The sequence below is a fragment of the Pantoea sp. X-Soil-TKNS-1211 genome (genome assembly GCF_059730495.1).
The window spans coordinates 246,900-271,171 of sequence record NZ_AP035957.1 but is presented as its reverse complement, the minus strand read 5'-3'; the positions used below and the strand labels follow the sequence as shown (position 1 = coordinate 271,171).

The 24,272-nt window shown below is 53.4% G+C and carries 20 protein-coding genes; 8 read left to right on the top strand and 12 right to left on the bottom strand.

Annotated features, from left to right (window positions below; all coding sequences use genetic code 11):
- Position 1: 1 nt before the first annotated feature.
- Positions 2-1,177, bottom strand: a complete 1,176-nt coding sequence (locus AC6I8W_RS27930) for an MFS transporter (RefSeq protein WP_497839473.1) — start codon at positions 1,175-1,177, stop codon at positions 2-4.
- 385 nt (positions 1,178-1,562) lie between these two features.
- On the opposite strand from AC6I8W_RS27930, the gene AC6I8W_RS27925 reads away from it, so the two are divergent.
- Entirely contained in the window at positions 1,563-2,513 is a 951-nt protein-coding gene (locus tag AC6I8W_RS27925) for an Rpn family recombination-promoting nuclease/putative transposase (RefSeq protein WP_497839472.1), read from the top strand.
- Between the two features lie 97 nt (positions 2,514-2,610).
- Here AC6I8W_RS27925 and tal read toward each other — a convergent pair whose 3' ends face one another.
- The 5 genes from tal to ptsP form a co-directional block, all read right to left on the bottom strand.
- Positions 2,611-3,561: a transaldolase gene (gene tal / locus AC6I8W_RS27920; RefSeq protein ID WP_497839471.1), complete on the bottom strand. Its 951-nt coding sequence runs from the start codon at positions 3,559-3,561 to the stop codon at positions 2,611-2,613.
- 73 nt (positions 3,562-3,634) lie between these two features.
- On the bottom strand, positions 3,635-4,888 hold the full coding sequence (locus tag AC6I8W_RS27915; RefSeq protein WP_497839470.1) for a class II D-tagatose-bisphosphate aldolase non-catalytic subunit: 1,254 nt from the start codon (positions 4,886-4,888) through the stop codon (positions 3,635-3,637).
- Between the two features lie 9 nt (positions 4,889-4,897).
- A complete protein-coding gene (locus AC6I8W_RS27910; RefSeq protein ID WP_497839469.1) occupies positions 4,898-6,001 on the bottom strand; it encodes a PTS fructose transporter subunit IIC in 1,104 nt (367 codons plus the stop codon).
- A gap of 175 nt (positions 6,002-6,176) precedes the next feature.
- A complete protein-coding gene (locus tag AC6I8W_RS27905; protein WP_497839468.1) occupies positions 6,177-6,497 on the bottom strand; it encodes a PTS fructose transporter subunit IIB in 321 nt (106 codons plus the stop codon).
- A 59-nt stretch (positions 6,498-6,556) separates the two neighbouring features.
- Positions 6,557-9,067: a phosphoenolpyruvate--protein phosphotransferase gene (gene ptsP, locus AC6I8W_RS27900; protein WP_497839467.1), complete on the bottom strand. Its 2,511-nt coding sequence runs from the start codon at positions 9,065-9,067 to the stop codon at positions 6,557-6,559.
- Positions 9,068-9,354: 287 nt separating this feature from the next.
- Between ptsP and AC6I8W_RS27895 the strand changes: the two genes are divergently transcribed.
- Genes AC6I8W_RS27895 through AC6I8W_RS27885 form a run of 3 tightly spaced genes read left to right on the top strand, consistent with a single transcriptional unit; the run spans position 9,355 to position 12,825 of the window.
- On the top strand, positions 9,355-10,020 hold the full coding sequence (locus AC6I8W_RS27895; protein WP_497839466.1) for an HAD-IA family hydrolase: 666 nt from the start codon (positions 9,355-9,357) through the stop codon (positions 10,018-10,020).
- Positions 10,021-10,034: 14 nt separating this feature from the next.
- Positions 10,035-12,029, top strand: coding sequence for a transketolase (gene tkt, locus AC6I8W_RS27890; protein ID WP_497839465.1), 1,995 nt, complete (start codon positions 10,035-10,037; stop codon positions 12,027-12,029).
- Between the two features lie 46 nt (positions 12,030-12,075).
- Positions 12,076-12,825, top strand: a complete 750-nt coding sequence (locus AC6I8W_RS27885; RefSeq protein WP_497839464.1) for a phosphatase — start codon at positions 12,076-12,078, stop codon at positions 12,823-12,825.
- On the opposite strand, the gene AC6I8W_RS27880 is transcribed toward AC6I8W_RS27885, so the two are convergent.
- From AC6I8W_RS27880 to AC6I8W_RS27860, 5 genes are all read right to left on the bottom strand, one after another.
- Positions 12,822-13,208, bottom strand: a complete 387-nt coding sequence (locus AC6I8W_RS27880) for a PTS fructose transporter subunit IIB (RefSeq protein WP_497839463.1) — start codon at positions 13,206-13,208, stop codon at positions 12,822-12,824. The genes AC6I8W_RS27885 and AC6I8W_RS27880 overlap by 4 nt on opposite strands.
- Complete coding sequence (locus AC6I8W_RS27875) at positions 13,205-14,062, bottom strand: helix-turn-helix transcriptional regulator (protein ID WP_497839462.1); 858 nt, start codon at positions 14,060-14,062, stop codon at positions 13,205-13,207. Before AC6I8W_RS27875 ends, AC6I8W_RS27880 begins: the two co-directional genes overlap by 4 nt.
- Before the next feature lie 8 nt (positions 14,063-14,070).
- Positions 14,071-15,090: a PTS fructose transporter subunit IIC gene (locus tag AC6I8W_RS27870; protein ID WP_497839461.1), complete on the bottom strand. Its 1,020-nt coding sequence runs from the start codon at positions 15,088-15,090 to the stop codon at positions 14,071-14,073.
- A gap of 26 nt (positions 15,091-15,116) precedes the next feature.
- A complete protein-coding gene (locus tag AC6I8W_RS27865) occupies positions 15,117-16,679 on the bottom strand; it encodes a PTS sugar transporter subunit IIA (protein WP_497839460.1) in 1,563 nt (520 codons plus the stop codon).
- Between the two features lie 328 nt (positions 16,680-17,007).
- A complete protein-coding gene (locus AC6I8W_RS27860; RefSeq protein ID WP_497839459.1) occupies positions 17,008-17,895 on the bottom strand; it encodes a LysR family transcriptional regulator in 888 nt (295 codons plus the stop codon).
- A gap of 390 nt (positions 17,896-18,285) precedes the next feature.
- Here AC6I8W_RS27860 and AC6I8W_RS27855 point away from each other — a divergent pair, with 390 nt between their 5' ends.
- Genes AC6I8W_RS27855 through AC6I8W_RS27840 form a run of 4 tightly spaced genes read left to right on the top strand, consistent with a single transcriptional unit; the run spans position 18,286 to position 23,352 of the window.
- Positions 18,286-18,744, top strand: coding sequence for a (2Fe-2S)-binding protein (locus tag AC6I8W_RS27855; RefSeq protein WP_497839458.1), 459 nt, complete (start codon positions 18,286-18,288; stop codon positions 18,742-18,744).
- The gene (locus tag AC6I8W_RS27850; RefSeq protein ID WP_497839457.1) at positions 18,741-20,981 is read left to right on the top strand and encodes a xanthine dehydrogenase family protein molybdopterin-binding subunit; all 2,241 of its coding nucleotides are present in this window, start codon (positions 18,741-18,743) and stop codon (positions 20,979-20,981) included. Before AC6I8W_RS27855 ends, AC6I8W_RS27850 begins: the two co-directional genes overlap by 4 nt.
- Before the next feature lie 18 nt (positions 20,982-20,999).
- On the top strand, positions 21,000-22,328 hold the full coding sequence (locus tag AC6I8W_RS27845) for a c-type cytochrome (RefSeq protein WP_497839456.1): 1,329 nt from the start codon (positions 21,000-21,002) through the stop codon (positions 22,326-22,328).
- A gap of 22 nt (positions 22,329-22,350) precedes the next feature.
- Positions 22,351-23,352 (top strand): XdhC family protein, encoded by a 1,002-nt coding sequence (locus AC6I8W_RS27840; RefSeq protein ID WP_497839455.1) that lies wholly within the window; start codon positions 22,351-22,353, stop codon positions 23,350-23,352.
- Here the strand turns inward: AC6I8W_RS27840 and AC6I8W_RS27835 are convergent.
- Positions 23,319-24,263: a GlxA family transcriptional regulator gene (locus AC6I8W_RS27835; protein ID WP_497839454.1), complete on the bottom strand. Its 945-nt coding sequence runs from the start codon at positions 24,261-24,263 to the stop codon at positions 23,319-23,321. The two genes, AC6I8W_RS27840 and AC6I8W_RS27835, sit on opposite strands and share 34 nt — an antisense overlap.
- Positions 24,264-24,272 lie beyond the last annotated feature (9 nt).

The window sequence follows — 24,272 nt, the reverse complement described above, 5'->3', positions numbered from 1 at the left end:
GTCACTCCTCAACCAACATTCCCTGACGCTGCGTGTCCAGGTTGTGTTTGATCACAATGCTGATAAACGCCAGCAGTGCGAACATAATGCTGCTCAGCACCACGGCATGTGCGCCAAGGTGAGCGATAAACCAGCCGCCAGTGAGTGAGCCAATGGTAATGCCCAGGTTGGAGAAAGACATATACAGGCTGTTGGCGAATTCAGGTGCCTCACTGGCTTCGCGCATCAGCCAGGTTTGGCTAATCACCAACCCTGACGAATGGAAAGCGCCCCAGAAAATGGTAAGCAGACACATAGCGAGTAGGGAAAAACCAAACGACCAGACCAGCAGGAACACCAGTGCATAGAACAATGGATAGAGATGGGTGGTCTTGACCAGGTTTTTCTGCAAAAAGCGGCTGAAAACAAAATTACCGACAAATCCGCACACGCCAAACAGGATCAGCATGGCACTGATGTCGTTATTGTCGAGCTGCGTGACTTTTGACAAATAATCAGCCACATAGCTAAAGCTGGAGAACATGGCGGCGAAAATCAAGGTCACCGTCGAAATAGTCAGCCACAGCTTACCTTTCCGCAGTACCGAAAGCTGGCTGGAGAAGGAGACCTTGTGAGTTGCGGGCATGGAGGGCATCAGGAAAAACACACCAGTAAAGGCCAGAACACATGTCGCCGCACCAAAATAGAATGCCGCCGCGAGAGAAAAGTGCTCGGCAATCATCGAACTTAGCGGCACCCCCAGCACCAGGCCGATGGCCACCCCGGCGAAGACCTTCGCGGCTGCGCTGGCACGCTTCTCAGCGGGAACTGAATTGGCTGCAACCACCAATGCCACGGCAAAAAACACCGCATGGGCCAGAGCGGGAAGGATGCGGAACACCAGGATCAGGTTGAAGGCTGAGCTGGTGGCGTAAATCAGATTGGAAACGATAAATACCAGCAAGATACTCAGCAACACGGTTTTTTTGTTGCAACCCGACAGCAGCAACGTAATAAACGGGCCGGTAATCGCCACTATAATTGCGTAAACACTGACCAGAAAACCGACCTGGGTTGGCGTTACCTGAAGTTGGGAAACCAGTTTTGGTAACAGACCAATGATGGCAATTTCGGTGGTAATCACCCCGAAAACAGCCACCGACAGCGCCAGTAATAACAACGAGTTGCTTTTTTGCACAGAACCACCCTTGGGAATCAATCGTATAGATTTAGAAATAAAGAAAATGGCTAAAACCGGTATTGAACCAGCAGGGATATTTTCTGGTATTTTTAGTCGGGTGATAATATGTGTTTCGGCTACTCTTTGTGGACGTAGATTCTATAAATCATTGCATTATTTCTTGCCGCTATATTGTTAAAGTTAACTCATATTGATTATGTATCGGTGATGAATGGTGGTCCTATGGTGTAAGAAGGAAAATTTTAGTATTATTTGGTGATCGTCTTAATGTGTAAGCTATTTAAATTATCATGGATGTGCTGGTTACCACGGATATAAATTAACGTGTTCGAGTAACGTGCCGAACAGAAAAATGGTCACCATTAATGCCAGGGAGAAAGGTATGTCACGCAGAAAATCGAAGGGCGGTGAAAATGCCACGCCAACGCCACATGATCTTGCATTTAAGCAGTTTCTGACCCATCCCGATACGGCCCGAGATTTCATGCAGCTACATATCCCGGCAGAGCTACAGGCCGTATGCGACTTCAATACACTTAAACTGGAGTCCGGTAGTTTTGTCGAAGAGAACCTTCGTCCGTACTTCAGCGACGTACTTTACAGTCTGAAGACCACGACGGGCAATGATGGCTATATTCATGTCCTTATCGAACATCAGTCCAGTCCTGACAAACATATGGCGTTTAGGCTTCTTCGTTACTCGGTGGCAGCCATGCAGCGTCATCTTGATGCAGGGTATAAAAAGTTGCCGCTGGTAATCCCGGTATTATTTTACACAGGCAAGCGTAGCCCCTATCCGTATTCGATACGTTGGCTTGATGAATTTGATGATCCGGTTCTTGCCGGGAAGCTCTACAGTGGTGATTTCCCTCTGGTTGATGTGACAGTCATTCCTGATGATGAAATAATGGGCCATCGGAGTATGTCAGCACTGACCCTGTTACAGAAACACATTCACCGACGGGACATGGCAGACCTGTTGGATAAACTGGCCACTTTGCTTCTGACAGAACACATCACAGGACAGCAGCTTGTTTCGCTGATAAACTACCTGATTCAGGCAGGTGAAACTTCAGACGCAGAAGCCTTTGTACGCGATCTGGCACAACGGATGCCGCAACATGAGGATGAACTGATGACTATCGCACAACAGCTTGAACAGAAAGGCATTGAACAGGGTATTAAACTTGGCGAACAACGTGGGATCGAGAAAGGTCGCAACCAGGGTAAACTTGAAGTTGCTAACACCATGTTGCAAAACGGTATCGATCGCAATACTGTCATGAAAATGACCGGTCTTACTGAAGATGAGCTGGCACAGATTCGCCACTGATCAACGTGCTTTATTTGCCCCCTGTAGTTCCGTCTGCACAGATTCGCTCAAGAGACCGCCACCGCCCTGATTAATATTTTGGGGCGGTCTCCCAATCTTAAAGATACTGCGCCAACAAACCCTCAAGACTATTTTGGTCAACCGCAAACAGGCGAATGCCTTCGGCGAGTTTCTCTACCGCCATCGCATCCTGATTGTGCGCCCAATAAAATTCAGCTTCGGTAATGGCATCGGGTTTTGGCTGACACGTACCCTTCCAGGTGAGTGGGGCGGGGACAGTTGCATCACTCTGCTGAAGTTTCTTCAGCAGCTGCGGTGAAACGGTCAGGCGGTCACAGCCGTTCAGCGCTAATACCTGTTCCGGCGTACGGAAGCTGGCACCCATCACCACCGTCTGATAGTCGTGCATTTTGTAGAACTGATAGATTTTCCGCACCGACTCCACGCCCGGATCGTTGTCGATGGTGAACAGGGTGTCCGGTTGGTTTTTTTTGTACCAGTCATAAATACGGCCAACAAAAGGCGAAATCAGGAACACACCGGCATCAGCGCAGGCTCTCGCCTGGGCGAAGGAGAACAGCAGCGTCAGGTTGCACTTGATCCCCTCGTTTTCCAACACTGCAGCGGCGCGAATCCCCTGCCATGTGGCCGCCAGCTTGATCAGCACGCGATCTTTGGTGATGCCTCTTTCTGCATAAAGCGCGATCAGTTCCCGCGCCTTGTGAATGCTGGCATCGGTGTCGAACGAGAGTCGCGCATCGACCTCAGTTGAAATCCGTCCCGGAATGCTTTTTAGAATCAATGCACCGATGCTGACAGCCAGATAGTCGGCCACCGTAGAGGGAAACACGGCTTTGCCAGGCTGACGTAATTTCACCGCATTCACCGCATCGTTGATCAACGGCTGATATTGCGGTAACTGGGCGGCTTTATAAATTAATGACGGATTAGTGGTGGCGTCCTCGGGTTGATAAGCAATGATGCTGTCAATATCGCCACTGTCAGCGACAATAATGGTGTGCTGCTTTAATCTCTCAAGCTGGTTCATAATCGTAACCCTGATAATAATTGTGGAACATAACAGGGAGCGGCTGACTCCCTGTTATTAAGCGATGAAATGATTATTTTGCCTGAGCGACGCGAGAGGTCAGCCCAGGCATATTGAAGCATTCCGCTTCGTTCTGAATCATGTCTTTGATTTTGTTAACTACATAACGCTCAGGTTCGACACCAAACGCGCGCAGATTGGCAAACATCGTCTTCATCTCTTTTACCACGGCGGGTTTTTCATAATTATAATGACCGCTGAGTTCAAGAATTTCTTTCAGTAATTCCGGTTCATTAAAGATCTGTTCTTCCGATTTATTTTTGTGCTCATCGGTCATCCATTTTTCCCATTTATGACTGAGTACGCACTCACGGGTCAGCACATTTTTCAGGCTGGAGGCTGACTGAATAAACCCTTTCGCGGCTAAATCTTTCTCGACTTCGGCCAGTTTGAGGTAGGCGCGGGTTTCAATGGTGCCGTAAGCCGGGGCGACGTTCATTGCAGTGATCCCCAGACCTGGATGTTTCAGCAGAATGTCATCCGGCAGGTAGTCGCCGTTATGTTCTTTCAAACCCACACCGTAGCGGGTGCTGATCGCCGAAAGTTCAGCCGACTGCGTGTCGTTGAAGTGGCCGACATTTTTGGTCAAACGCGTCAGGGTGCCGGTCTGGCCAACGATAAACAGCGGCTGCGGTAAACCCTCGGCGGAAAGACGTTTGTTGAGTTCGATAATAAAACCTTCGTAGGCGCTGATATCGGTCAGGCCACCATTGGTCTCTTCCGTCCCCACTTCATAGAAGAACTCTTTCAGGTTGTTGGCCTTACGGTAATCTTCACAGAAACGGATTAGTTCAACGGTACGACTCAGCACCAGTTCGATATCAATCACTTTCCCTACCACATACGGATCTTTGGTTGGGTCGATATGCAGCAGATCAAACCCGGCATCCATATCCACCTGATAGGAACGGCGCGCCAGTTTCATCGCTTCCGCTTCTGGAATATGGTCCTTGCGTTCTTTGTCACGCTGCCACGGGCCACCGTGGTCACGGCACAGGAAGTAGTCACCATCAAAGCCGACTTTCTCCGCCATGGCTTTGAGATCGGCGGCAAAGCGGAACTGGTCCCAGTTATTAACGTAACCGGCACCAAATTCATCGGCATCGACCTGATTACGGCTGGCAATAAACATCAATGGCAGATCTTTTTCTTTGCCCAGTTCGAAACATGCCTGAATAAGTGCCGGGGACATCGGGCCAATACCCAGCATCGTTGCTTTACCACCGTTAACGATATAATCGACGTACTGCTTCATGGTGTTTTTCATGATAACTCCTTAGGCTTTATTCATATCAGAAGTGATGGTTTTTTTGACGGTTTCGTTTTTAACCGCGTCGCTAATATTGGGACGTAAAATATGCAGACAGATAGCGGTGACAATTACGCCAATTGCCATATCAATGACGTACCAGATCGCACCTTTATTTACGCCAGCAATGGCAATTAATCCGCCATGCGGCACCATGGATTCCACGCCGTGAATCATTGCCAGACCGGCACCAACGGCGCTGCCGATAATAATTGAGGGAAGTACGGTTTTAAGATTTTTAACCGCAAAGGGAATGGCCCCTTCGGTAATCCCGATTAAACCCATAAAGGCGGCGGAGGTGCCCATGCGTTTTTCATCTTCGGCCCATTTATTGCGCGAAATAAAGGTGGAAAGGGCAATGCCCAGCGGAGGAATAGCACAGGCGATACGATAGGCACCGTTCGGGCCATATATCCCTTCTGCCATCAGCGCCAGGGTAAATGCCGTGGCGGTTTTATTTACCGGCCCGCCCATATCAAAGGCAGCCATGGCCCCGAGGATCAAACCCAATACCAGGCCGCTGCCGCCCTGCATATTTGACAGCATCGAGACCAGCCATTTCATCGCTATTCCGATGGGACCAATCAGGACATACAAATACAGCATGCCGACCAGGCAGGAGGTGACGATAGGAATAATCAGGATTGGCATTACCGGCATCAATACTTTGCCGACTTTCCAGGTTTTCACCCATTTGGCAACGTAACCGCTCAGGATACCGAGCAACATCGCGCCAAGAAAACCGGTGACCACATGGGCTTCACCCAGCGGTGTAGCGGCCATAAAACCGGTGACCAAACCGGGTGTCAGGCCGGGTTTACCTGCAAGCGAGTAAGCGATATAGGCGGCCAGTACCGGGATCATCATCCCCAGTCCTGCGCTACCAATCGCCCCCAGATTCAATAAAAAGGGATTGGTAACGACAATACCTTTACCTGGCGTGGGTTCCCCTCCCACCAGGGAGAGTGCCAGGCAGATCCCACCTACCACCACCACCGGCATCATATAGGACACGCCGGTGCTGAAGGCTTTGACTAAATCATCCTTAATGGTTTTCATCTTATCCGACATTTTTATTCCTCCCGAACGTGATGATTTCCGCAGCGGATTGCTTCGCTCTGAGCGTATTAATCCGCAGGCAGCATGGCCTGTTTGCAAGAAATATGACGTTCACAGAAATCTATTGAATGTTGTATTACACGATTCTTCGGCCGATAAAATAAATAAACTTTATTTTATCCAGCGTTTATTGTGTAAGTTGTTCGGCTCTGTCAATGATCGCCGCCGGATTACGAATCACCTCAGCCGGGTTCAATGAAATAATCCGGCCAGCGTCCTCTTTTTCTTCAAAGCGCTCGACACCTTCAATACCGATAGCCACCGCCATAATCACCACGTCTGCATCGGCAATTTCATCTTCACTTAATTCATTTTCGATACCCATCCCGCCTTGCGTTTCGACTTTTACGTCATAACCTCTTTTCTTGCATTCCTGCTCAATAGCTTCCTGAGCCATATAGGTATGAGCGATACCGGTAATGCATGCTGCGACTCCGACGATTTTCATAAGTAACTCCTGGCTTTGCTTATTTGGCTGTTTATTAAAATTTTCAGCTGACCTTGAATTTATACGTCTAATGTTCTGGCCATCAGGTTGTAGAGTAGGGTGACGTTATCGGCATTCTTTATTGCATTGCGGAACTCCTCTTTCATTAATGTTCTGGCAAGGATGGAGAAATATTTCATATGTTGAGTGGGATCGGCAGATTTGTTGACCGTCAGCATAAAGACCGTTGTGACTTCCTGATCGCCCCAGATAATGGGTTTCGCCAGTGTTGCCATGCTGATGGTGGAGTAGCCAATATGATCGGACTTGGTATGCGGGATAGCGAAACCATAGCCGACGGCGGTGGAGAAGGAGTCTTCCCGCGTCCAGATATCGTCACATAACTGTTCCCGGTTATCCGTGCGATGGTGCAACCAGAGGTTATCGGTCATCTTTTTAATGACCTCGTTTTTATCACTGGCCTCAAGCGCGCAGAGGATAAATTCCGGTGCCAGCAACGGTTTGGTGCTGACCTCTTTGACATCTGGCGTTTGCAGTGCCGCTTTTACTTCCGCCGAACGTTTAAGTTGTATCGTCTCCTGCGCCAACTGCTGGCATTTGGCGAAATTCAATTCGCGTAGTGCGTGCTTGACGCCGGGAATGGCGGTGCTGCTCATGCTTAGCTCGTCAAAGCCCATACCGGTAAACAGCGGCAGGAAGTCCTGGCTGGCACCCAGTTCGCCACAGATGCCGATCCACTTGCCGACACGGTGTACTTCTTGTGCCGCGAACTGCATCGCCCGTAAAAATGAGGGGGCGTAGTTGTCGTAGACATCTGCAACCTGACGATTGCCACGGTCAGCAGCAAAAAAGTATTGCGTCAGGTCGTTGCTGCCAACGCTGAAAAAGTCGGCATAGGCGGCAATTTCCGGGATGGCGAAGATCACCGAAGGGACCTCCAGCATCACGCCCAGTTCGATGTCATGGTTATACGGTAGCCCTGCACGGCTCATGTCCTGTTGCACCGTTGCCAGCACCTCGCGACACCAGATCACCTCCTCGACGTTAGAGATCATTGGAATCATGACTTTGGCGTTACCGTGTGCTGAGGCAGTCAGGATTGCTTTTAACTGCATGGCGAATAAATCCTGATAGCGCCGATAGGTACGTACTGCGCGGAAGCCCAAAAACGGGTTTTCCTCCTCGCCAATACTGAGGTAGTCCACCGGTTTATCACCGCCGATATCGAAGGTACGAAAGATCACTGGTTTTTTTCCCGCGCGCATGGTGACACGAGTATAGAGTTCCGCCAGTTCGGCATAATCAGGCGGCGTTTCCCGGTCCATAAACGACATTTCGGTGCGAAACAGGCCGATACCTTCGGCACCGTTGTCAAATGCCGCCTCGGCTTCGGCCAGGCTGGCGATATTGGCGGCGATTTCAACCCGGTGCCCGTCAGCGGTGGTGGCGGTTTGGTTGACCGTTGCCAGCATCTGCTGCTGCATGGTCTGTTGCACCACCATTTCATGACGGTAATAACGCAGCACGCGCTCATCCGGCGCGGTAATCAGAATGCCGGGGTTGCCATCAATAATAATATCCTGCTGCGGATCAAGACTCAGTGCAGGGAAATCAATATCGGTTAATGTCGGAATACCCAGTGAGCGCGCGAGGATCGCGGTGTGTGAGGTTTTCCCGGTGGAGGATAATACCAGGCCTGCCAGCCAGCGTTTGTCGATGCTGAGAAATTTACTTGGCGTTAGATTGTCGGCCAGAATAATTGACGGTTGTTGTAAATCGAGACTGTTTTTAGGTAAGGCATCGTCACCGTAGATGGCCAATAACAATTGGTTGGTAATGTCAAAGATATCGAGGGTTCTTTCTTTAATGTATTTACTGGATGAACGGTTGAGTATGTCGCAAGAATCCATAGCCGCCAAAATAATGGCCTGCCAGCTATTTTTACCATCGTCGATATAATTCTGAATCGCATTCTGAAAGCTGACGTCGGTCATTATCGATAAATGGGCCTGAATAATGTCGTGCTCAACGCCAGATTTGTTTTCCAGAGCCGATATTTTTTCATTTTTCAGGATCGCTAAACCTTCAGTAACGGCATTTTTTTCCTGTTGTTGCGTCTGTGTTTGAGTCGGGCTACGCGCCAGCATCTCGGTAAATGAAAGGCTGCGGACTACTACGGGTTTGGCAATCGCCACGCCGCCGCTGATACGTGATCCCTGGATAAAACTCAGCTGCGTTTCTTGTAGCGAACGTGGCAGGTAGCCCGCTGGAGCTGCATTTTCGACAGTTGGAGCGACTTCAAAATCTGGCAGTTTTTTCAGTAAGGTGGCTAACTGATTGGCAGCCATCGGGGCATCAGCACCGCTGAGCGTAATTTCGCAGATATCGTTGAATAAGGTATCGGTAGCGACCAGTGACAGGGCGCTTTTGGCGCTACCTTCCAGACCGGTTCGGCTATTTTTCCAGCACACATTGGATTGAAAAGAATTACAAAGACGTTCGATGTGCCCCGCTGGTCTGGCATGAATTCCTTCGCTGAGATCACATTGATAGCTTATTAATTCAGACATAACTACTCCCAATAAATCTTTAAGATAAATGCTGATTATTTTTGCCAGTCGAACGCGCCGTACTGTCCTTGATGATTTATATCCTTCCGTTTTCCTCCTGATGTTTGAATAGAAAAAAAGTGTTCTTTGCTTGAAAAAAATAGCCTGGTTATTATTTTGTGATGATGGTCATAAATCGACTTCTGCCAATGTTCGGGTAACGATATTGCTATTAAAACTCCATTTTTACTCTTTAATGTCGGGTCGTGAAGGGTATAAATAGCCAGCATATTCCGGTGTAAACCCTGATGGTGAGAAATATGCATTTCCGTGGGCTGTTATTTGATTTAGATGGAACTCTGGTTAATTCCCTTGATTTTGTCGAAGCATCGTGGAGTGCATGGGCGCAGAGGAAAGGGTTGAACGCGGAGCAGGTGCGGCACTATCTGCATGGTAAACCGGCACTCAGCACGCTGCGCCACTTTATGCCGGATGCCAGTGACGCGGTGATCGCGCAGGAGTTTCTGCAACTGGAAGATTATGAAGCGCGCCATACCGAGGGGATCACTCCGGTCGCCGGGGCCGTCGAATTTCTCACCCAGCTGGAAGCGCTGGGCGTGCCGTGGGGAATCGTCACCTCGGGATCGCGCAAAGTGGCTTGCGCACGCATTAAACAGGCTGGCTTTCCGTTACCTCGCGTACTGATCACCAGCGAGGATATTCAGCAGGGCAAACCTCACCCCGAACCTTTCCTGCAAGGTGCGCAGCGACTCAATCTTTCGCCAGCCCATTGCATCGCGTTTGAAGACTCCGACGCCGGACTGCGTTCTGCCAGCGCCGCAGAGCATGTAGTGATTGAAGTGCTGACGCCACAAACCGGCGTTCACGATATTGCGACTTACGCCACCATCAACAATTACCTCAACCTCGCTGTGCATCATCAGCGCGGGGATGACTTTTTCCTCAAGATTTAATCATGGAGTTTCACATGCCATCACGAAAAACCCTGGCGAATGCGATTCGTTTTCTCAGTATTGACGCGGTACAACGGGCGAAATCGGGTCATCCGGGCGCACCAATGGGCATGGCCGATATTGCCGAAGTACTGTGGCGGGATTTTCTGCATCACAACCCGACCCATCCGCACTGGGCTAACCGCGACCGCTTTGTGCTGTCGAACGGGCATGGCTCGATGTTGATCTACAGCCTGCTGCACCTGACCGGTTATGACCTGCCGCTGGACGAATTGAAAAATTTCCGCCAGCTGCATTCGCGCACCCCTGGTCATCCTGAAGTGGGTTACACCCCCGGTGTAGAAACCACCACTGGTCCGCTGGGGCAGGGCCTGGCGAACGCGGTCGGGATGGCGATTGCCGAGCAAACCCTGGCGGCTCAGTTTAACCGCCCCGGACATGACATCGTGGACCATTACACCTATGTGTTTATGGGGGACGGTTGTTTGATGGAGGGCATCTCGCATGAGGTTTGTTCGTTGGCCGGAACTCTGAAGTTAGGCAAGCTGATCGCTTTCTACGATAACAACGGTATTTCCATCGATGGTCATGTTGATGGCTGGTTCACCGACGATACCGCACAACGTTTTGCGGCCTATGGCTGGCATGTGGTGCGCGATGTTGACGGTCATGACGCCGGGGCTATCCGCCGCGCGATTACCGCCGCACAGGCGGTGACCGACCAACCCACCCTGCTAATGTGCAAAACCGTGATCGGTTACGGTTCACCCAACAAGGCAGGCACCCATGATGTGCACGGCGCGCCGCTGGGCGAGGCTGAAGTGGCCGCCACCCGTGCTGCCGCTGGCTGGCCCTATGCGCCATTTGAGATCCCAACTGATATCTACGCACAGTGGGATGCGAAAGAAGTCGGTCAGGCAACAGAAGCGGCATGGAACGACAAATTTGCCGCCTATAGTCACGCTTTCCCGCAGCAAGCGGCAGAATTTACCCGGCGTATGCAGGGATCCATGCCGGTTGAATTCGCCAACAACGCCCAGGCCTTTATTGAACGTTTACAGGCAGAACCAGCGAACATCGCCAGCCGCAAAGCCTCGCAAAATACCCTTGAAGCTTTCGGCCCGTGGCTCCCTGAATTCCTTGGCGGCTCGGCGGATCTGGCCCCTTCGAACCTCACCCTGTGGTCGGGCGCAAAAGCGATTCATGAGGACCGCGCCGGTAACTATATTCACTACGGCGTGCGTGAGTTTGGTATGACGGCGATCGCTAACGGGGTGGCACTGCACGGCGGTTTCATGCCCTACACCTCGACCTTCCTGATGTTTATGGAGTATGCGCGCAACGCGGTGCGCATGGCGGCACTGATGAAACAGCGCCAGGTGATGGTCTATACCCACGACTCCATCGGACTGGGAGAAGATGGCCCGACGCATCAGCCGGTGGAGCAGATTGCCGCATTGCGTCTGACGCCCAATTTAAGTACCTGGCGTCCTTGTGATCAGGTGGAGTCCGCCGTGGCGTGGAAATATGGCGTGGAACGACAGGATGGCCCGACGGCCTTGATCTTCTCGCGGCAGAATCTGCCCCAGCAGGAACGCAGCAGACAACAATTGCAGGATATCGCGCGCGGCGGCTATGTGCTGAAGACCTGCGCCGGTCAGCCACAACTGATCCTGATCGCCACCGGTTCGGAAGTCGAACTGGCCGTGGCGGCATGGAACACCTTAACCGCCGCCGGTGTGCAGGCGCGGGTGGTTTCCATGCCTTCCACTGACGTGTTTGACCGCCAGGATGCCGCCTACCGTGAGGCCGTACTGCCAGCCGCCGTCACCGCACGTGTGGCGGTAGAAGCAGGCATTACCGGCTTCTGGTACAAGTACACCGGACTTCATGGGGCGATTATCGGTATGAACAGCTACGGCGAGTCAGCCCCGGCAGAGCAGCTGTACGCAGAGTTTGGCATCACCGTGGATGCGGTGGTACGGCAGGCGCAAGCGTTGCTGGCTTAACCCGATGGCCCCGGATGCGCGGGCCACGCTTAAAACAGGAGGGACGATGTACAACGTTGATCTTCATATGCATACCGTTGCCAGCACCCACGCGTATAGCACGGTGCATGACTATATCGCTGCCGCCGCGCGTAAAAATCTTAAACTGATCGCCATCACCGACCACGGCCCGGAGATGGTCGATGCGCCGCATGCTTTTCACTTTAGTAACATGCGTATTTTGCCGCGGGTAGTAGACGGGGTAGGGATTCTGCGTGGCATTGAGGCGAATATAAAAGCAGGGGGCGAAACCGATTGCAGCGATAAAATGCGTGCAGCGCTGGATCTGATTATTGCCGGATTTCACAAACAGGTTTTCGCCCCGGCGGATATAGTGACCAATACCGATGCGCTGATCGCGGTAATCACCAGCGGTAAGGTGCATATCATCAGCCACCCCGGCAATCCCGAATACCCGATTGATATCCCGGCGGTGGTCGAAGCGGCGAAAGCCAGTGATGTGGCCCTCGAAGTGAATAACGCCTCGTTTGTCCACTCCAGGCGCGGCAGTGAGGCCAATTGTCGCAAGATTGTCGCCGCCGTGCGCGACAGTGGCGGGATGCTCTCGCTCGGCACGGATGCGCACAGCGCGTTTGCGTTGGGCGATTTCAGCGCCTGCCTGCCCATTCTTCAGCAGGCGGATTTCCCTGCCGACAGGATTCTGAATGCCTCACCGTGGCGCGTCCTTGCATTCCTGGAGCGACACGGCGGCGAAAAAATCGAGGAAATTTATGCTTTGCTGAACGCGACTAACTAAAGGTCGATCACGTTGCCTCTGGGCAGCGTCAGCGACTTGCGAATCGCCGAGATCACGTCAGCCGGTTTCAGCAGCAGGGAGTTAATACAGACGTTCAATAACCGGCAACTCGCAAAGCGTGACGGCTGATCAATGGTGATATCCGAGGCAATAATCACCAGATCCGCCTCGAGGATATTTTTCTCGGTAATCTGATTTTTCAGCCCCAGTACGCCCTGCGTCTCGATTTTGATGGTGAAATTGTAGGTTTTCGCCAGTTTTTCCAACTGCTCCGCCGCCATATAGGTATGGGCCACACCGGTGGCGCAGGCGGTGACTGCCACGATATGCAGGTTGCGTTCGCTGGAGAAAGGGTGCACTTCGTCTTTTGCTGCTCGGCTCATGATAAACTTACTCCCTTGTTCTTACGCCGGTACTCAAGTGGCGTACAGTCATTGATATCCCGGAACACCTTGCAGAAATAGTTGGTATCAGTGAAACCACACTTCTCAGAAACTTCATTGATTTTTAGGTTGGTGCTGGTCAGCAAAGTTTTCGAACGCGAGATCCGGGCTAACTTGAGGTATTCATTAAATTTTATGTCTGACTCTCGGGAAAAAAGACGCGATAAATAACCGGGCGAGATGTTGAACGTCTCAGCGACGCTTTCCCGATTAATATCCGACTGGTAATGGCTATCGATATGACTTTTGATCTCATCCAATAGCGAGAGCGGTCCCTTGGCATTGGTCATACCGTCCGTGATTTGGTACAGCAGATCATTCAACAAGGCATAGACGATATGGGCAAACGTTTCGCCGCTGTTGTTGTGGTTCCATGCCAGTGATTCCGCCAGTTCCAGCAGCCGGTCACGCACCGAGCTGCTGGAGTTCTCAAGGTTAAATTTCTCCACTTCTTTGAACTGTGTACCGTCCCAGTTGCTGATACTGAAACCGACATCCTGCTTCCAGAACACAATCGACATGCAGATCACCGGGCTGCCCCACAACGGCGAGTTCCAGCTGTTGGCCGGAATATAAGTGACGGTGCCCACCGGGCGAGGATATTTGACGATCTTATCCTCGCCTTTCGGCAGCAGCATGCTGAGGGTGCCTTTCACAATCAGCTCAATACGTGGCACGTGCAGATGGTAAGCCATCGCCGGGGGTTGCGCGTTGCCATTTGCTACCAGCACGCTCTCGGTGGTGGCGCATTGCAGGCTAAACTCGCTCAAAATCGATTGGATAAATGCGCTCATATCCTGCCTTATACCTGGGGTTTAACCACGGTTTTCAGTACCTTGACGGCCAGCGCCGTGGTAACGGTGCCTGCGGCAACCGCAACGATATACCCCAAATGATTGCCTACCACCGGCAGGACGATCAGCCCGCCCCATGGCGCGGCATTGGTGGCACCGAACCACAACGAGATCACTGCCGCGACTGCGCTGCCGAGCATAATCGCCGGGATGACGCGCAGTGGATCGGCGGCGGCAAACGGGATCGCCCCTTCGGTGATCCCCATAAACCCCATGATGACTGCGGGCTTACCGGCCTCACGTTCGACGTCGTTAAAAATCCCTTTAAACAGAAACGTCGCCAATGCCAGTCCGAGCGGCGGCGTGCAGTCGGCGGCGGCAACCGCCGCCATCAGTTGTGGATTGGTGGCGATCAGCGCGACAGCAAAGAAAAACGCCGTTTTGTTCATCGGACCGCCCATATCCACGGCGATCATGCAACCCAGCACGCTGCCGAGGATGATAAACGACGCTCCCTGCATATTGCCCAGCCAGGCGCTGAGCCATTTCATCAGCCCGGCAACCGGGTCACCGATGATGTAATAAACCGCCATCCCGGTGAGAAATGTACCGACCAGCGGGATGATAAAAATGGGCAGCACCATGCGCAGGAAATGGGGGATGTTAAGACGGGCGATGAGTGCCAGCAGCCCCCAGACAATCAGCCCGGCAAGCGTCCCGGCCAGCATGCCACCTAAAAATCCGGCTCCCATCTGATACGCCATCAGCCCGCCAATAGCGCCGGGGGCGATACCGGGCTTGTCCACCATCGAATAGGCAATGAAACCGGCGAGAATAGGGATAAACAGCGTCAACCCGGCGAGGCCAATTTGCGACATGGCTTTGAGGAAGCCGTGATCGGGGATGGCGGCATGATCGTTAAACATGACCGCCAGGGCCAGCAGGACACCGCCCGCCACCACAAACGGAATCATGTACGACACCCCGGTCATAAAATGTCTTTTGGTATTTTTTAATAGTTTTAACATACCCGCCTCATAACATTATTCGGCAACTAGCAAGCTAAGGTACTGATTATCAGGTGGTAGAGAGCATCAGGTGTAGCTGCACCTTTGGCTTTGGCGACAAACTCATCGTTCATCAACATGCGCGCCAGCGTGGAAAAATATTTCATGTGCTCGTTTTCCGCTGCGGTCTGGCTGATGGTTAGCATAAACACCTTATCCACAGACACTCCGCCCCAGGAAACGGGTTGACGTAGTGTTGCGACGCTGATGGTGGAATCAAGGATGGCATCACTGCGGGCATGGGGAATGGCAAAGCCAGAACCCACGACGGTGGGGAAAGGAACCTCCCTCGACCAGATATCCTGACACAGCTTGTCCCGGTTGTCGGTACGCTGTTGCAGCCAGAGATTATCGACCATTTTTTTGATCACTTCGTTTTTGTCGAGCGCATCCAATCCCCACAGGATCACTTCGGTTGTCAGCAACGGTTTGCCTGTGCGTGGGAGATCGCGCTTAAGGCGCATCTGTTGTTGCACGTCTAATTCATGACGGTAATAGCGCAGGATTTTCTCATCCGTATGGGTAATCAGGACCCCCTGATCACCATCGAGCACCACCTCGTGTTGCGGCGAAAGATGGCTGCTGGAAACATCGACCTCCGCAAGGGTAGGTATACCCTGCGAACGGGCAAGGATAGCCGTATGCGAGGTTTTGCCGGTAGATGACAGAATCAAACCGGCGAGATGTTGTTTGTTGAGGGCGAGAAACTGGCCGGGTGTCAGGGCATCGGCGATCACGATGGTCGCATCATCCAACCACAGCGGAGGCTGCACCATGGCCTGCGCACCGTATATCTCGCTCAGGAGTTGCGTGGCGATATCCAGCATATCCAGGGTGCGCTCCTGAATATAATGGCTGGATGAACGTTCGAGGATGGTGCTGAAGCCCATTGCCGCGCTGATAATCGCAGACCAGACGTTCATTGGGGCATCGAGGTAGCTGATGATGCTTTCCCTGAAGGCGCTGTCGGTAATAAATAATAAATGGGCTTCGAGCAGATCCTGTTCAATCCCCCTTGCAGTTGCCAGTTCTGCTTCTTTGCGCGTGCGCAGCTTATGCAGCCCTTCAGCGAGGCGGGTAATTTCTTCTTCCCGGTTAACCGGGGCGGTGGGGCTGTGTGCCAGCAACTCACTGAAGGTCACCCCTTTGAGCGACTGAGGTTTGCCGATGGCGATGCCGCCGCTGATACGAATTCCGCTCAGGTACTGCGGTTGCAGCTCGCGCAGACAGCGCGGGAGGATGCCGGCAGCGGATGCCAACTCTGGTTCGGCAACGATGGTAAACGCCGGAAGGTTTTTGAGTAAATCTGTCAGCGCCTGCGCTGCGCTGCGGGCGTCATCACCGCGCAACGTAATCACGCACGTATCGGCCAGTAAGGTATCGGTGGCAATCAGGGAAAGGGCGCTTTTGGCGTTAGCTTCCAGTTGGGTACGGCTGTTGTGCCACACCACGTCGGCCTGAAAGGTGTTGCACAGACGTGCGATATGCCCGGCGGGCCTGGCGTGGATACCCTCGCTTATTTCGCATTGATAGGTTATTTCCACCACCATTGAGACTCCATGCATCAGGCTACTACGCGGGTTAACGGGTTTGAGTTATCTCCCTTGTGGCGGCTATCTTTAACCGTTTGCCGAAGCGCTAATATAGTAAAAACGTTACCTTTGCTGGAAAATAGTGACCTGATGATGAATTTGTGACACTTGTCATATTAAATATCGTGCTTTCGTTGGCCGCTGCGTTGTTTTTATTATCAATATTGTTTAGTGGTGATCGGGAAGGGAATGCTGCACAGGTCACAATTTTAAAGTTTATTTGCCTGAATTGGCTCACGGCTTGCCCCATTCGTAGCGGCGCGATTTATCGCGCTATGATCCGCAATCAGCGAATTTTCCCCCGATATCTGACGGCGTCAACAAAGGCGGCGAAGGCGGAAGAGGTATTGCGCCGGTTCGGATAATACAGGTGAAAGCCTTCAAATAGCGGACTCCAGTCAGACAGTACTTCCACCAGGCGTCCGGCGGCAATGTGTGGCTGAGCCATCGCATCCGGTACATAAGCCAGCCCGATACCATCCAGCGCGCCGTTCATCACGTGCAGGATACTGTTCGAGATCAGCGGCCCGTTGACGCGAATATTCAATTTCCGCCCATCCTTTTCAAACTCCCAGGCATAGACGCTACCCGCAGGAGAGTGACGGATATTAATACAACGATGTCGGGCGAGATCCTGCGGTGTCAGCGGAACAGGATTGGTCTGAAAATATTCTGGTGTACCCACCACCACCAGTCGCCAGTCGGGTCCCATGCGCACGGCAATCATATCTTTGCTGATTGATTCACCCAGCCGGATACCGGCGTCAAAACGTTCGGAGACAATATTGGTAAAGCCGTAGTCGATACAGATCTCGACGCTGATATCCGGATATTGCGCCAGAAAAGCGGGTAGCATCGGGCGCAATAACTCTTCTGCGGCATTATCGGAACAGGTAATGCGGATATTCCCGGCGGGCGTGTCGCGTAATTCGGCAATACGCTCAATTTCGCAGTTTATTTGCTCAAATAACGGGGCGACGGAGAGCAACAATTTTTCCCCAGCTTCGGTCGGCGCAACATTGCGGGTGGTCCGCGCCAGCAGGCGAACGCCAATTCTTGCTTCCAGATTGCGCATGGTATGGCTGAGGGCGGAAGGGCTGACGCCAAGTATGGCCGCAGCTTTGGTAAAACTTTTTTCTCGGGCTACGGCAATAAACGCCTGTATATCATTCATTCTGTCTGCGCCTTATTTGTGATTATTTTTCACAACCAGGTGCAAATTATCCGATCTTTTCAACGCAATCCACGTCATTTAGCCTTGGCTGAATCGTTTAGCACAGAAGATTAAACATAAACATTGAATAAGAATATTTCTCATTCACCTTGGGGATTGTGCGCGGCGTCCATAAGTTGATTGGTGAATTTAATTCATAACGGCATTTCGATATTAACTATTAAACATTGCGCTACGCTTAATAATAATCGGAGATTAAGTGTGCTCGCTATTCCTTCCCGGACGGACGAGAGAGTCGTTGTAAATATAATTATATTACGACCTTCCCGCCCCGGATATTTTCTCGCTTACCAATTTTGCATCATCTCATTTAATTAATACCGGAGACCTATGGAACTGCACATCAATAACAAAGTCTGGCAGGTCGATGCAGACGGTGACACGCCGCTGCTGTGGGTAATCCGCGATGATCTGGGTATGACCGGCACCAAATATGGCTGCGGACTGGCGCAATGTGGAGCCTGTTCTGTGATGATCGACGGCAAGCTGACTCGCGCCTGTGTCACGCCAATTGATCAGGTGGTGGGCAAACACATCACCACCATCGAAGCGATAGAAGCGGATGAGATGGGTAAACGGGTGGTGGAGGCCTGGGTCAAATATCAGGTGCCGCAGTGTGGCTATTGCCAGTCAGGACAGGTGATGGCGGCGACAGCGTTACTTAAGCAAAATGCTCACCCCTCAGATGACCAAATCGCAGCAGCTATGGTGAACCTGTGTCGTTGCGGTACTTACAACGCCATCAGCGCGGCCATCCATGAAGTGGCGGATAAGGGAGAGAAAGCATGAGCGACCACGATGAGGTGATGGCATCACTGAGCGAGGATCGGCCCGCGAACCTCTCCCGGCGACGTTTTTTGCTGGCAACCGGCAGCGTGGCAGGTGCGTTGGTACTGGGTATTGGCTTGCCCGTGAGTCAGAGCCGCGCACAAACCACGGGTGCCGCTCCCGCGCCGGGCACGCTGGTTCCTGCTTTTCTCGAAATCCGCCCGGATGGCTCCGTGAAATTCCTCTCGCCTTTTATTGAGGGTGGACAGGGTATTTTCACCGCGATGGCGCAGATTGTCGGCGAAGAACTGGATGCCGACCCCGCCACGTTCGTGGTGGAGAACGCACCGGCAGGGGCACAGTATAAAGTGATGGATAGCGGGATGCGTATCACCGGCGGCAGCCAGTCGGTGCGTACCAGCTACACCACCATGCGCCGCCTCGGGGCGCTGGCACGTCAGATGTTGCTTCAGGCGGCGTCCAGCGCGCTGAGCGTGCCGATTGAACAGCTGCGTACCGAACCCGGCAAAGTCATTCACGGTAGTTCCGGGCGTTCACTCTCCTACGGTGAGCTGGCCGCGCGGGCGCGCGATTTACCGGTTCCACCACCGGACGCGGTTCGCCTGAAGGACCCTGCACAATTTCGCTGGATCGGCAAACCGGTGCCTCGTCTGGATATGCATGAGAAGTCTACTGGTCAGGCGATCTACACCATCGATTGTCGGGTTGACGACATGCTGCATGCGGCGGTTCAGCACGCGCCGCGTCTCGGTCTGACCGCTGGCCCGTTGCGTAACGCGGATCAGGTCAAGGCGATGAAAGGCGTGCATTCGGTGCATGTGCTACCCGGTGCGGTGGCGGTGGTGGCCGAACGCTGGTGGCAGGCCAAGCGTGCCGCCGAAACCTTGCAGGTTGAGTGGCAGGAACCCCAGACGCCAGATGGTCGCTATATGCCGGCTGATTTTTCCTCTGCGGCCTATGCTGAAGCGCTGGCGAAAGAACCAGGCAACGGTGAAGACGCTGAGGTAAAAGGCAACATCACCGAGGGTATGTCAGCGGCGAAAACCACGCTGGATGCGACTTATCATAGCCAGTACCTCAATCACGCCCAACTGGAGCCGCCGTCTGCCCTGGCGCGTTTCAATCCCGACGGCACCCTCGAGTTGTGGCTACCCAACCAGGCCCCGGAAATGTTTCAGGCCGATGCGGCAAAACGCACCGGGTTGCCCGCAGAAAAAATCTTTATCCATTCACCGCTGCTGGGCGGCTTTTTTGGCCGCCACTTTGTCTATGACACCGCGATGGTCTATCCCCAGGCGATCCAACTGGCGCAAGCAGTAGGTCGTCCGGTGAAGGTGATCTGGAGCCGGGAAGAAGAGTTCTTACGCGATACCCACCGACCGATGGCCGCTGTGCGTTTTCGTGCTGGTCTGGATGACCAAGGTTATCCACTGGCGCTCGAAGCCATCAGCATTTGTGAAGGCCCAACGGAGGGGTTGGCCGGAAAACACGGCGACAAGCTGGACCCGACGGCAGTAGAAGGGCTGGCCGGTAAATCCTACGCCATTCCGCATGTGCGCATCGCCCAGATCTACAAAAAAGGTCCGGTGCGGCTGGGTTACTGGCGCTCGGTAGGCAACTCGATGAATGATTTCCTCTACGAGAGTTTCCTCGATGAAATCGCGGATAAGGGCAAAATTGATCCCTTTGCCCTGCGTCTGCATTTGTTACAGGGTAACGAGCGACTGACCAAACTGCTTAACACCGTAGCGGAGATGTCGGGTGGCTGGCAGGCCGGGCCTTACACAGCCGCAGATGGCAGCCGTCGCGCCCGGGGTGTCGCGATGGCTTCGCCGTTCGGCACTGAAGCGGCAGCAATTGCCGAGGTGTCGATTGAAAACGGCCAGGTCAAGGTTCATCAGGTGTGGGAAGCCGTTGACCCCGGCAGCATCGTCAATCCGGCGATCGTGGATGCGCAGGTCAATGGGGCGATAGCGCTTGGACTCTCTCAGGTACTGCTTGAAGAGAGCGTGTATGAGAAGGGACAGCCGGTGGCGCGTAACTACGACATGTACCCGATCCTGCCACCGTCGCGGATGGCGAAGGTGGAGGTTCGCATCCTGGAAAGCGGGGCGAAGATGGGCGGCATTGGTGAACCACCGTTACCTGCCATTCCCCCGGCTGTCGCCAATGCCGTTTCCCGGCTGACCGGGCAGCGTATTCGCTCGATGCCGCTTTCACGCTATGACTTTACCTGAGCCTAAGGGATGGATGACATGACTATAAAAAGGCTTGGCCTGATCGTTCTTGGCGTGGTGTGTGTGGCAACAGGTGTACTGATGTGGCTACTGCGTACGCCTTCCTCCACGTTTGATGGGGCAAATTCGGCTCAAACGCCCGTTTCTGCCGATCTTATCCGTCGTGGCGAGTACGTTGCCCGGCTTAGTGATTGCGTCGCCTGCCACAGTACGCCGGACAGCGCGCCTTTCAGCGGTGGTCTGGCGATGGCTACACCAGTGGGGAAAATCTATACCACCAACATCACCCCGGATCGGGAAACCGGTATCGGCGACTATTCGCTGGCTGATTTTGATCGTGCGGTACGGCATGGCGTGGCGCGTGATGGTCACCGTCTCTACCCAGCCATGCCGTTTCCTTCTTATCAGAAGCTCAGCGATGAGGATGTTGCGGCGCTTTACGCTTTTATGATGCATGACGTCAAACCGGTGTCACGTCAGAATCGCGCTACTGAGATCCCCTGGCCGCTGAATATGCGCTGGCCATTGGCGCTGTGGAGCGCAGCGTTCTCGCGCGGCGGGCCGCAGCAGACGGTGGCAAATCAGGACGCGGTGTGGAATCGCGGCGCATATCTGGTGGAAGGTCCGGGACACTGCGGCAGCTGCCATACGCCGCGTGGACTGGCGTTTAATGAGAAAGCCCTGGATGCCAGCAGCCCGGATTATCTGGCGGGTGCACTGCTGGATGGCTGGTATGCGCCCAGCCTGCGCAACGATGCCAACACCGGTTTCAGCCGCTGGAGCGAAGAGGATGTGGTGGAGTTCCTGAAGCAAGGTCGCAATCAGCACGCCGTGGTATTTGGTTCTATGGCCGATGCATTTAACAACTCTACCCAGTTTATGCGTGACGACGACCTGCGCGCCATTGCCCATTATCTGAAGTCCCTGCCGCCGGGCAGTAATAACAGCGGCAAGGGGTGGCAGTATCAGCATAACGATGCGGCAGTACAACCCGGCAGTCAGACCTATTTGGCACGATGCAGCAGTTGTCACGGCCCGGACGGACGTGGGCAGGTGCCGTGGATCCCACCGCTGGCAGGCGCGACTTCGATGCAGGTCGATGCCGCTTCATCAATCAACGTGCTGCTGAATGGTTCGGCCCGCATCGTGGCGGATGGCGTGCCTGATGCCTATCGTATGCCGCCTTACCGCAAACAGCTTACCGATCAGGAAGCGGCTGATGTGCTGAATTTCATTCGTTCCTCATGGGGTAATCAGGGGGAAAAAACCGATGCGAAGGCGGTGGGTGAGTTGCGTGACAAAACCGACCCGGCCAGTAGCAACGTGATTATCCTGCAAATGCGTTAACCAGGGCCTTCAGGAGCGAGTGATGCAGAATCTTGATGTGCAGGTTGTCAGCACCGCCCGCCACTGGGCGGAAACCCATGAGCTATGGTTGTGCACTGTACTGAGCACTTACGGCTCCTCGCCACGGCCGCCGGGAGCGATGATGGTGATCCGCAAAGACGGGCAATATTGCGGTTCGCTTTCCGGTGGCTGTGTTGAAGAGAGTTTTATCGCGCGGATTCGTGATAATGCCTTTTCTGCATCGAGCCAGTTGGTGCGTTATGGCGACGGTGGTTATGAGCCTGACCAGGCGCTGCCGTGCGGTGGGGTACTGGACATTCTGGTGGAAAGATTGGCCCCAGGTCATGAGGCTAGCGGCTATCTGGGGCAGATGCACGACGCCCTGGTCAGCGCTACAGCGCTAACCAAAAGGATTACTTTGCCTGCACCATGCACTTCACTTGAACCCGCTACATACGGCAGCAGGACCGCTGCCTGCATCATGAGGGATGAAGTGACGTTAACCCTCTCTGCTCCGCCAAGGTTGGTTATTGGTGGCCTGTCGAGCGTGGCGGTGTATTGCGCCAATTTCGCACTGGCGCTGGGGTTTGAAACCCTCGTCTGTGAACATCGGGAGGATGTCCTGGGCAATCTGGCCGCCGATCTTGCTGTGGGGGTGACGCTGATAAAGTTGTTTCCGGCGGTTTATCTGGAGCGGGAAGGGTGCCATCCGGGGACCGCGATCCTGTCGTTAACCCACGATCCGCGTATTGATGATTTGACCATGATGGAAGCGGTCAACCTGCCCGCTTTCTACATCGGCGCGATGGGTTCTCATAAGAACAGCCTGCGTCGTAAGCAACGCCTGGTGATGTATGGCGACGTTGCGGCACATCAGTTAAGTCGCATCCATGCACCGGTTGGGCTGGCGATTGGCAGCAAAACCCCGGCTGAGATTGCGCTGTCGATCATGGCCGATATCGTGCGCTATAAAAACGGCCTGGCGAGTGATCAGGAATCCTTCTTGCCGGTGCGCAGCGCCTGAGGCGGGATGCCGTAGCCCCGCATAAAAACATCGCGCATATGGCGGCGATCGCGAAATCCTGCATCACGCGCAATCACATCCAGTGAGAGCCGGGTTTGTTCTATCAACAGGCGTGCGGCCTCAAGGCGCAGACGCTCAATAACGCGTGCCGGTGACTTCCCCGTTTCCGCCAAAAATAAGCGGTTAAGTTGCCGGGAACTGAGATGTACCGCATCCGCGAGCTGCTCAACGCTAAGCGATTTGGTGAGGTTGTTGCGGATATATTCTATCGCTGTTTGCAGGCGATCGCTGCGCGGTGATAGCGCCAGCAGCTCCGAGTGTTGGTGCTGTCCTCCTGAACGTCTTTGATTCATCACCATACGTTGAGCGATGCTACGTGCCACGTCGCTGCCGTGATCCTTTTCCACCATCGCCAGCACCATATCTAAGCCTGCCGTCATTCCGGCAGAGGTCCAGATCTGGTCATCAATAATATAAATCAGATCGTCTTCGGTGCGGATGCTGGGATGCAATGTTTTCAGGCTCTGGGCATAAGCCCAATGGGTGGTGGCCCGGCGTTCGGCAAGTAAACCAGCCTGCGCCAGCACGAAAGCCCCGGTGCAAATCCCGGCGACACGGCGCGCCCGCAGCGCATGATTCTGCAGGAAATGAACCACCCGCTCGGTGGCCGGAAGTTTGACCGGCGTGAGTACCCCGCCGATTAACCAGGTGTCGACTGAAGATTCGTCGTTCAAGACCTGGCTATGCACACTGATCCCAAAAGACGATGAAACCTGGCCGCCATTTTCTGAATACACCGTGCATTGATAAAAAGGCTCGCCAAGCACTAAGTTGGCAAACTCGAAAATGGTGAGTGTCGACAACGCCAGTGACTGAAACTGGTCGGCAATCAGCAATCCAACCCGATGCATTTTGGGATC

What these genes read in the sequence shown, in the direction of transcription:
- tal (WP_497839471.1), bottom strand. Translation starts at nt 3,561, where the DNA reads ATGAACCAGCTTGAGAGATTAAAGCAGCACACCATTATTGTCGCTGAC.
- AC6I8W_RS27845 (WP_497839456.1), top strand. Translation starts at nt 21,000, where the DNA reads ATGACTATAAAAAGGCTTGGCCTGATCGTTCTTGGCGTGGTGTGTGTG.
- AC6I8W_RS27870 (WP_497839461.1), bottom strand. Translation starts at nt 15,090, where the DNA reads ATGTTAAAACTATTAAAAAATACCAAAAGACATTTTATGACCGGGGTG.
- AC6I8W_RS27860 (WP_497839459.1), bottom strand. Translation starts at nt 17,895, where the DNA reads ATGAATGATATACAGGCGTTTATTGCCGTAGCCCGAGAAAAAAGTTTT.
- tkt (WP_497839465.1), top strand. Translation starts at nt 10,035, where the DNA reads ATGCCATCACGAAAAACCCTGGCGAATGCGATTCGTTTTCTCAGTATT.
- ptsP (WP_497839467.1), bottom strand. Translation starts at nt 9,067, where the DNA reads ATGTCTGAATTAATAAGCTATCAATGTGATCTCAGCGAAGGAATTCAT.
- AC6I8W_RS27915 (WP_497839470.1), bottom strand. Translation starts at nt 4,888, where the DNA reads ATGAAAAACACCATGAAGCAGTACGTCGATTATATCGTTAACGGTGGT.
- AC6I8W_RS27850 (WP_497839457.1), top strand. Translation starts at nt 18,741, where the DNA reads ATGAGCGACCACGATGAGGTGATGGCATCACTGAGCGAGGATCGGCCC.
- AC6I8W_RS27865 (WP_497839460.1), bottom strand. Translation starts at nt 16,679, where the DNA reads ATGGTGGTGGAAATAACCTATCAATGCGAAATAAGCGAGGGTATCCAC.
- AC6I8W_RS27880 (WP_497839463.1), bottom strand. Translation starts at nt 13,208, where the DNA reads ATGAGCCGAGCAGCAAAAGACGAAGTGCACCCTTTCTCCAGCGAACGC.
- AC6I8W_RS27840 (WP_497839455.1), top strand. Translation starts at nt 22,351, where the DNA reads ATGCAGAATCTTGATGTGCAGGTTGTCAGCACCGCCCGCCACTGGGCG.
- AC6I8W_RS27835 (WP_497839454.1), bottom strand. Translation starts at nt 24,263, where the DNA reads ATGCATCGGGTTGGATTGCTGATTGCCGACCAGTTTCAGTCACTGGCG.
- AC6I8W_RS27910 (WP_497839469.1), bottom strand. Translation starts at nt 6,001, where the DNA reads ATGTCGGATAAGATGAAAACCATTAAGGATGATTTAGTCAAAGCCTTC.
- AC6I8W_RS27885 (WP_497839464.1), top strand. Translation starts at nt 12,076, where the DNA reads ATGTACAACGTTGATCTTCATATGCATACCGTTGCCAGCACCCACGCG.
- AC6I8W_RS27905 (WP_497839468.1), bottom strand. Translation starts at nt 6,497, where the DNA reads ATGAAAATCGTCGGAGTCGCAGCATGCATTACCGGTATCGCTCATACC.
- AC6I8W_RS27855 (WP_497839458.1), top strand. Translation starts at nt 18,286, where the DNA reads ATGGAACTGCACATCAATAACAAAGTCTGGCAGGTCGATGCAGACGGT.
- AC6I8W_RS27895 (WP_497839466.1), top strand. Translation starts at nt 9,355, where the DNA reads ATGGTGAGAAATATGCATTTCCGTGGGCTGTTATTTGATTTAGATGGA.
- AC6I8W_RS27925 (WP_497839472.1), top strand. Translation starts at nt 1,563, where the DNA reads ATGTCACGCAGAAAATCGAAGGGCGGTGAAAATGCCACGCCAACGCCA.
- AC6I8W_RS27875 (WP_497839462.1), bottom strand. Translation starts at nt 14,062, where the DNA reads ATGAGCGCATTTATCCAATCGATTTTGAGCGAGTTTAGCCTGCAATGC.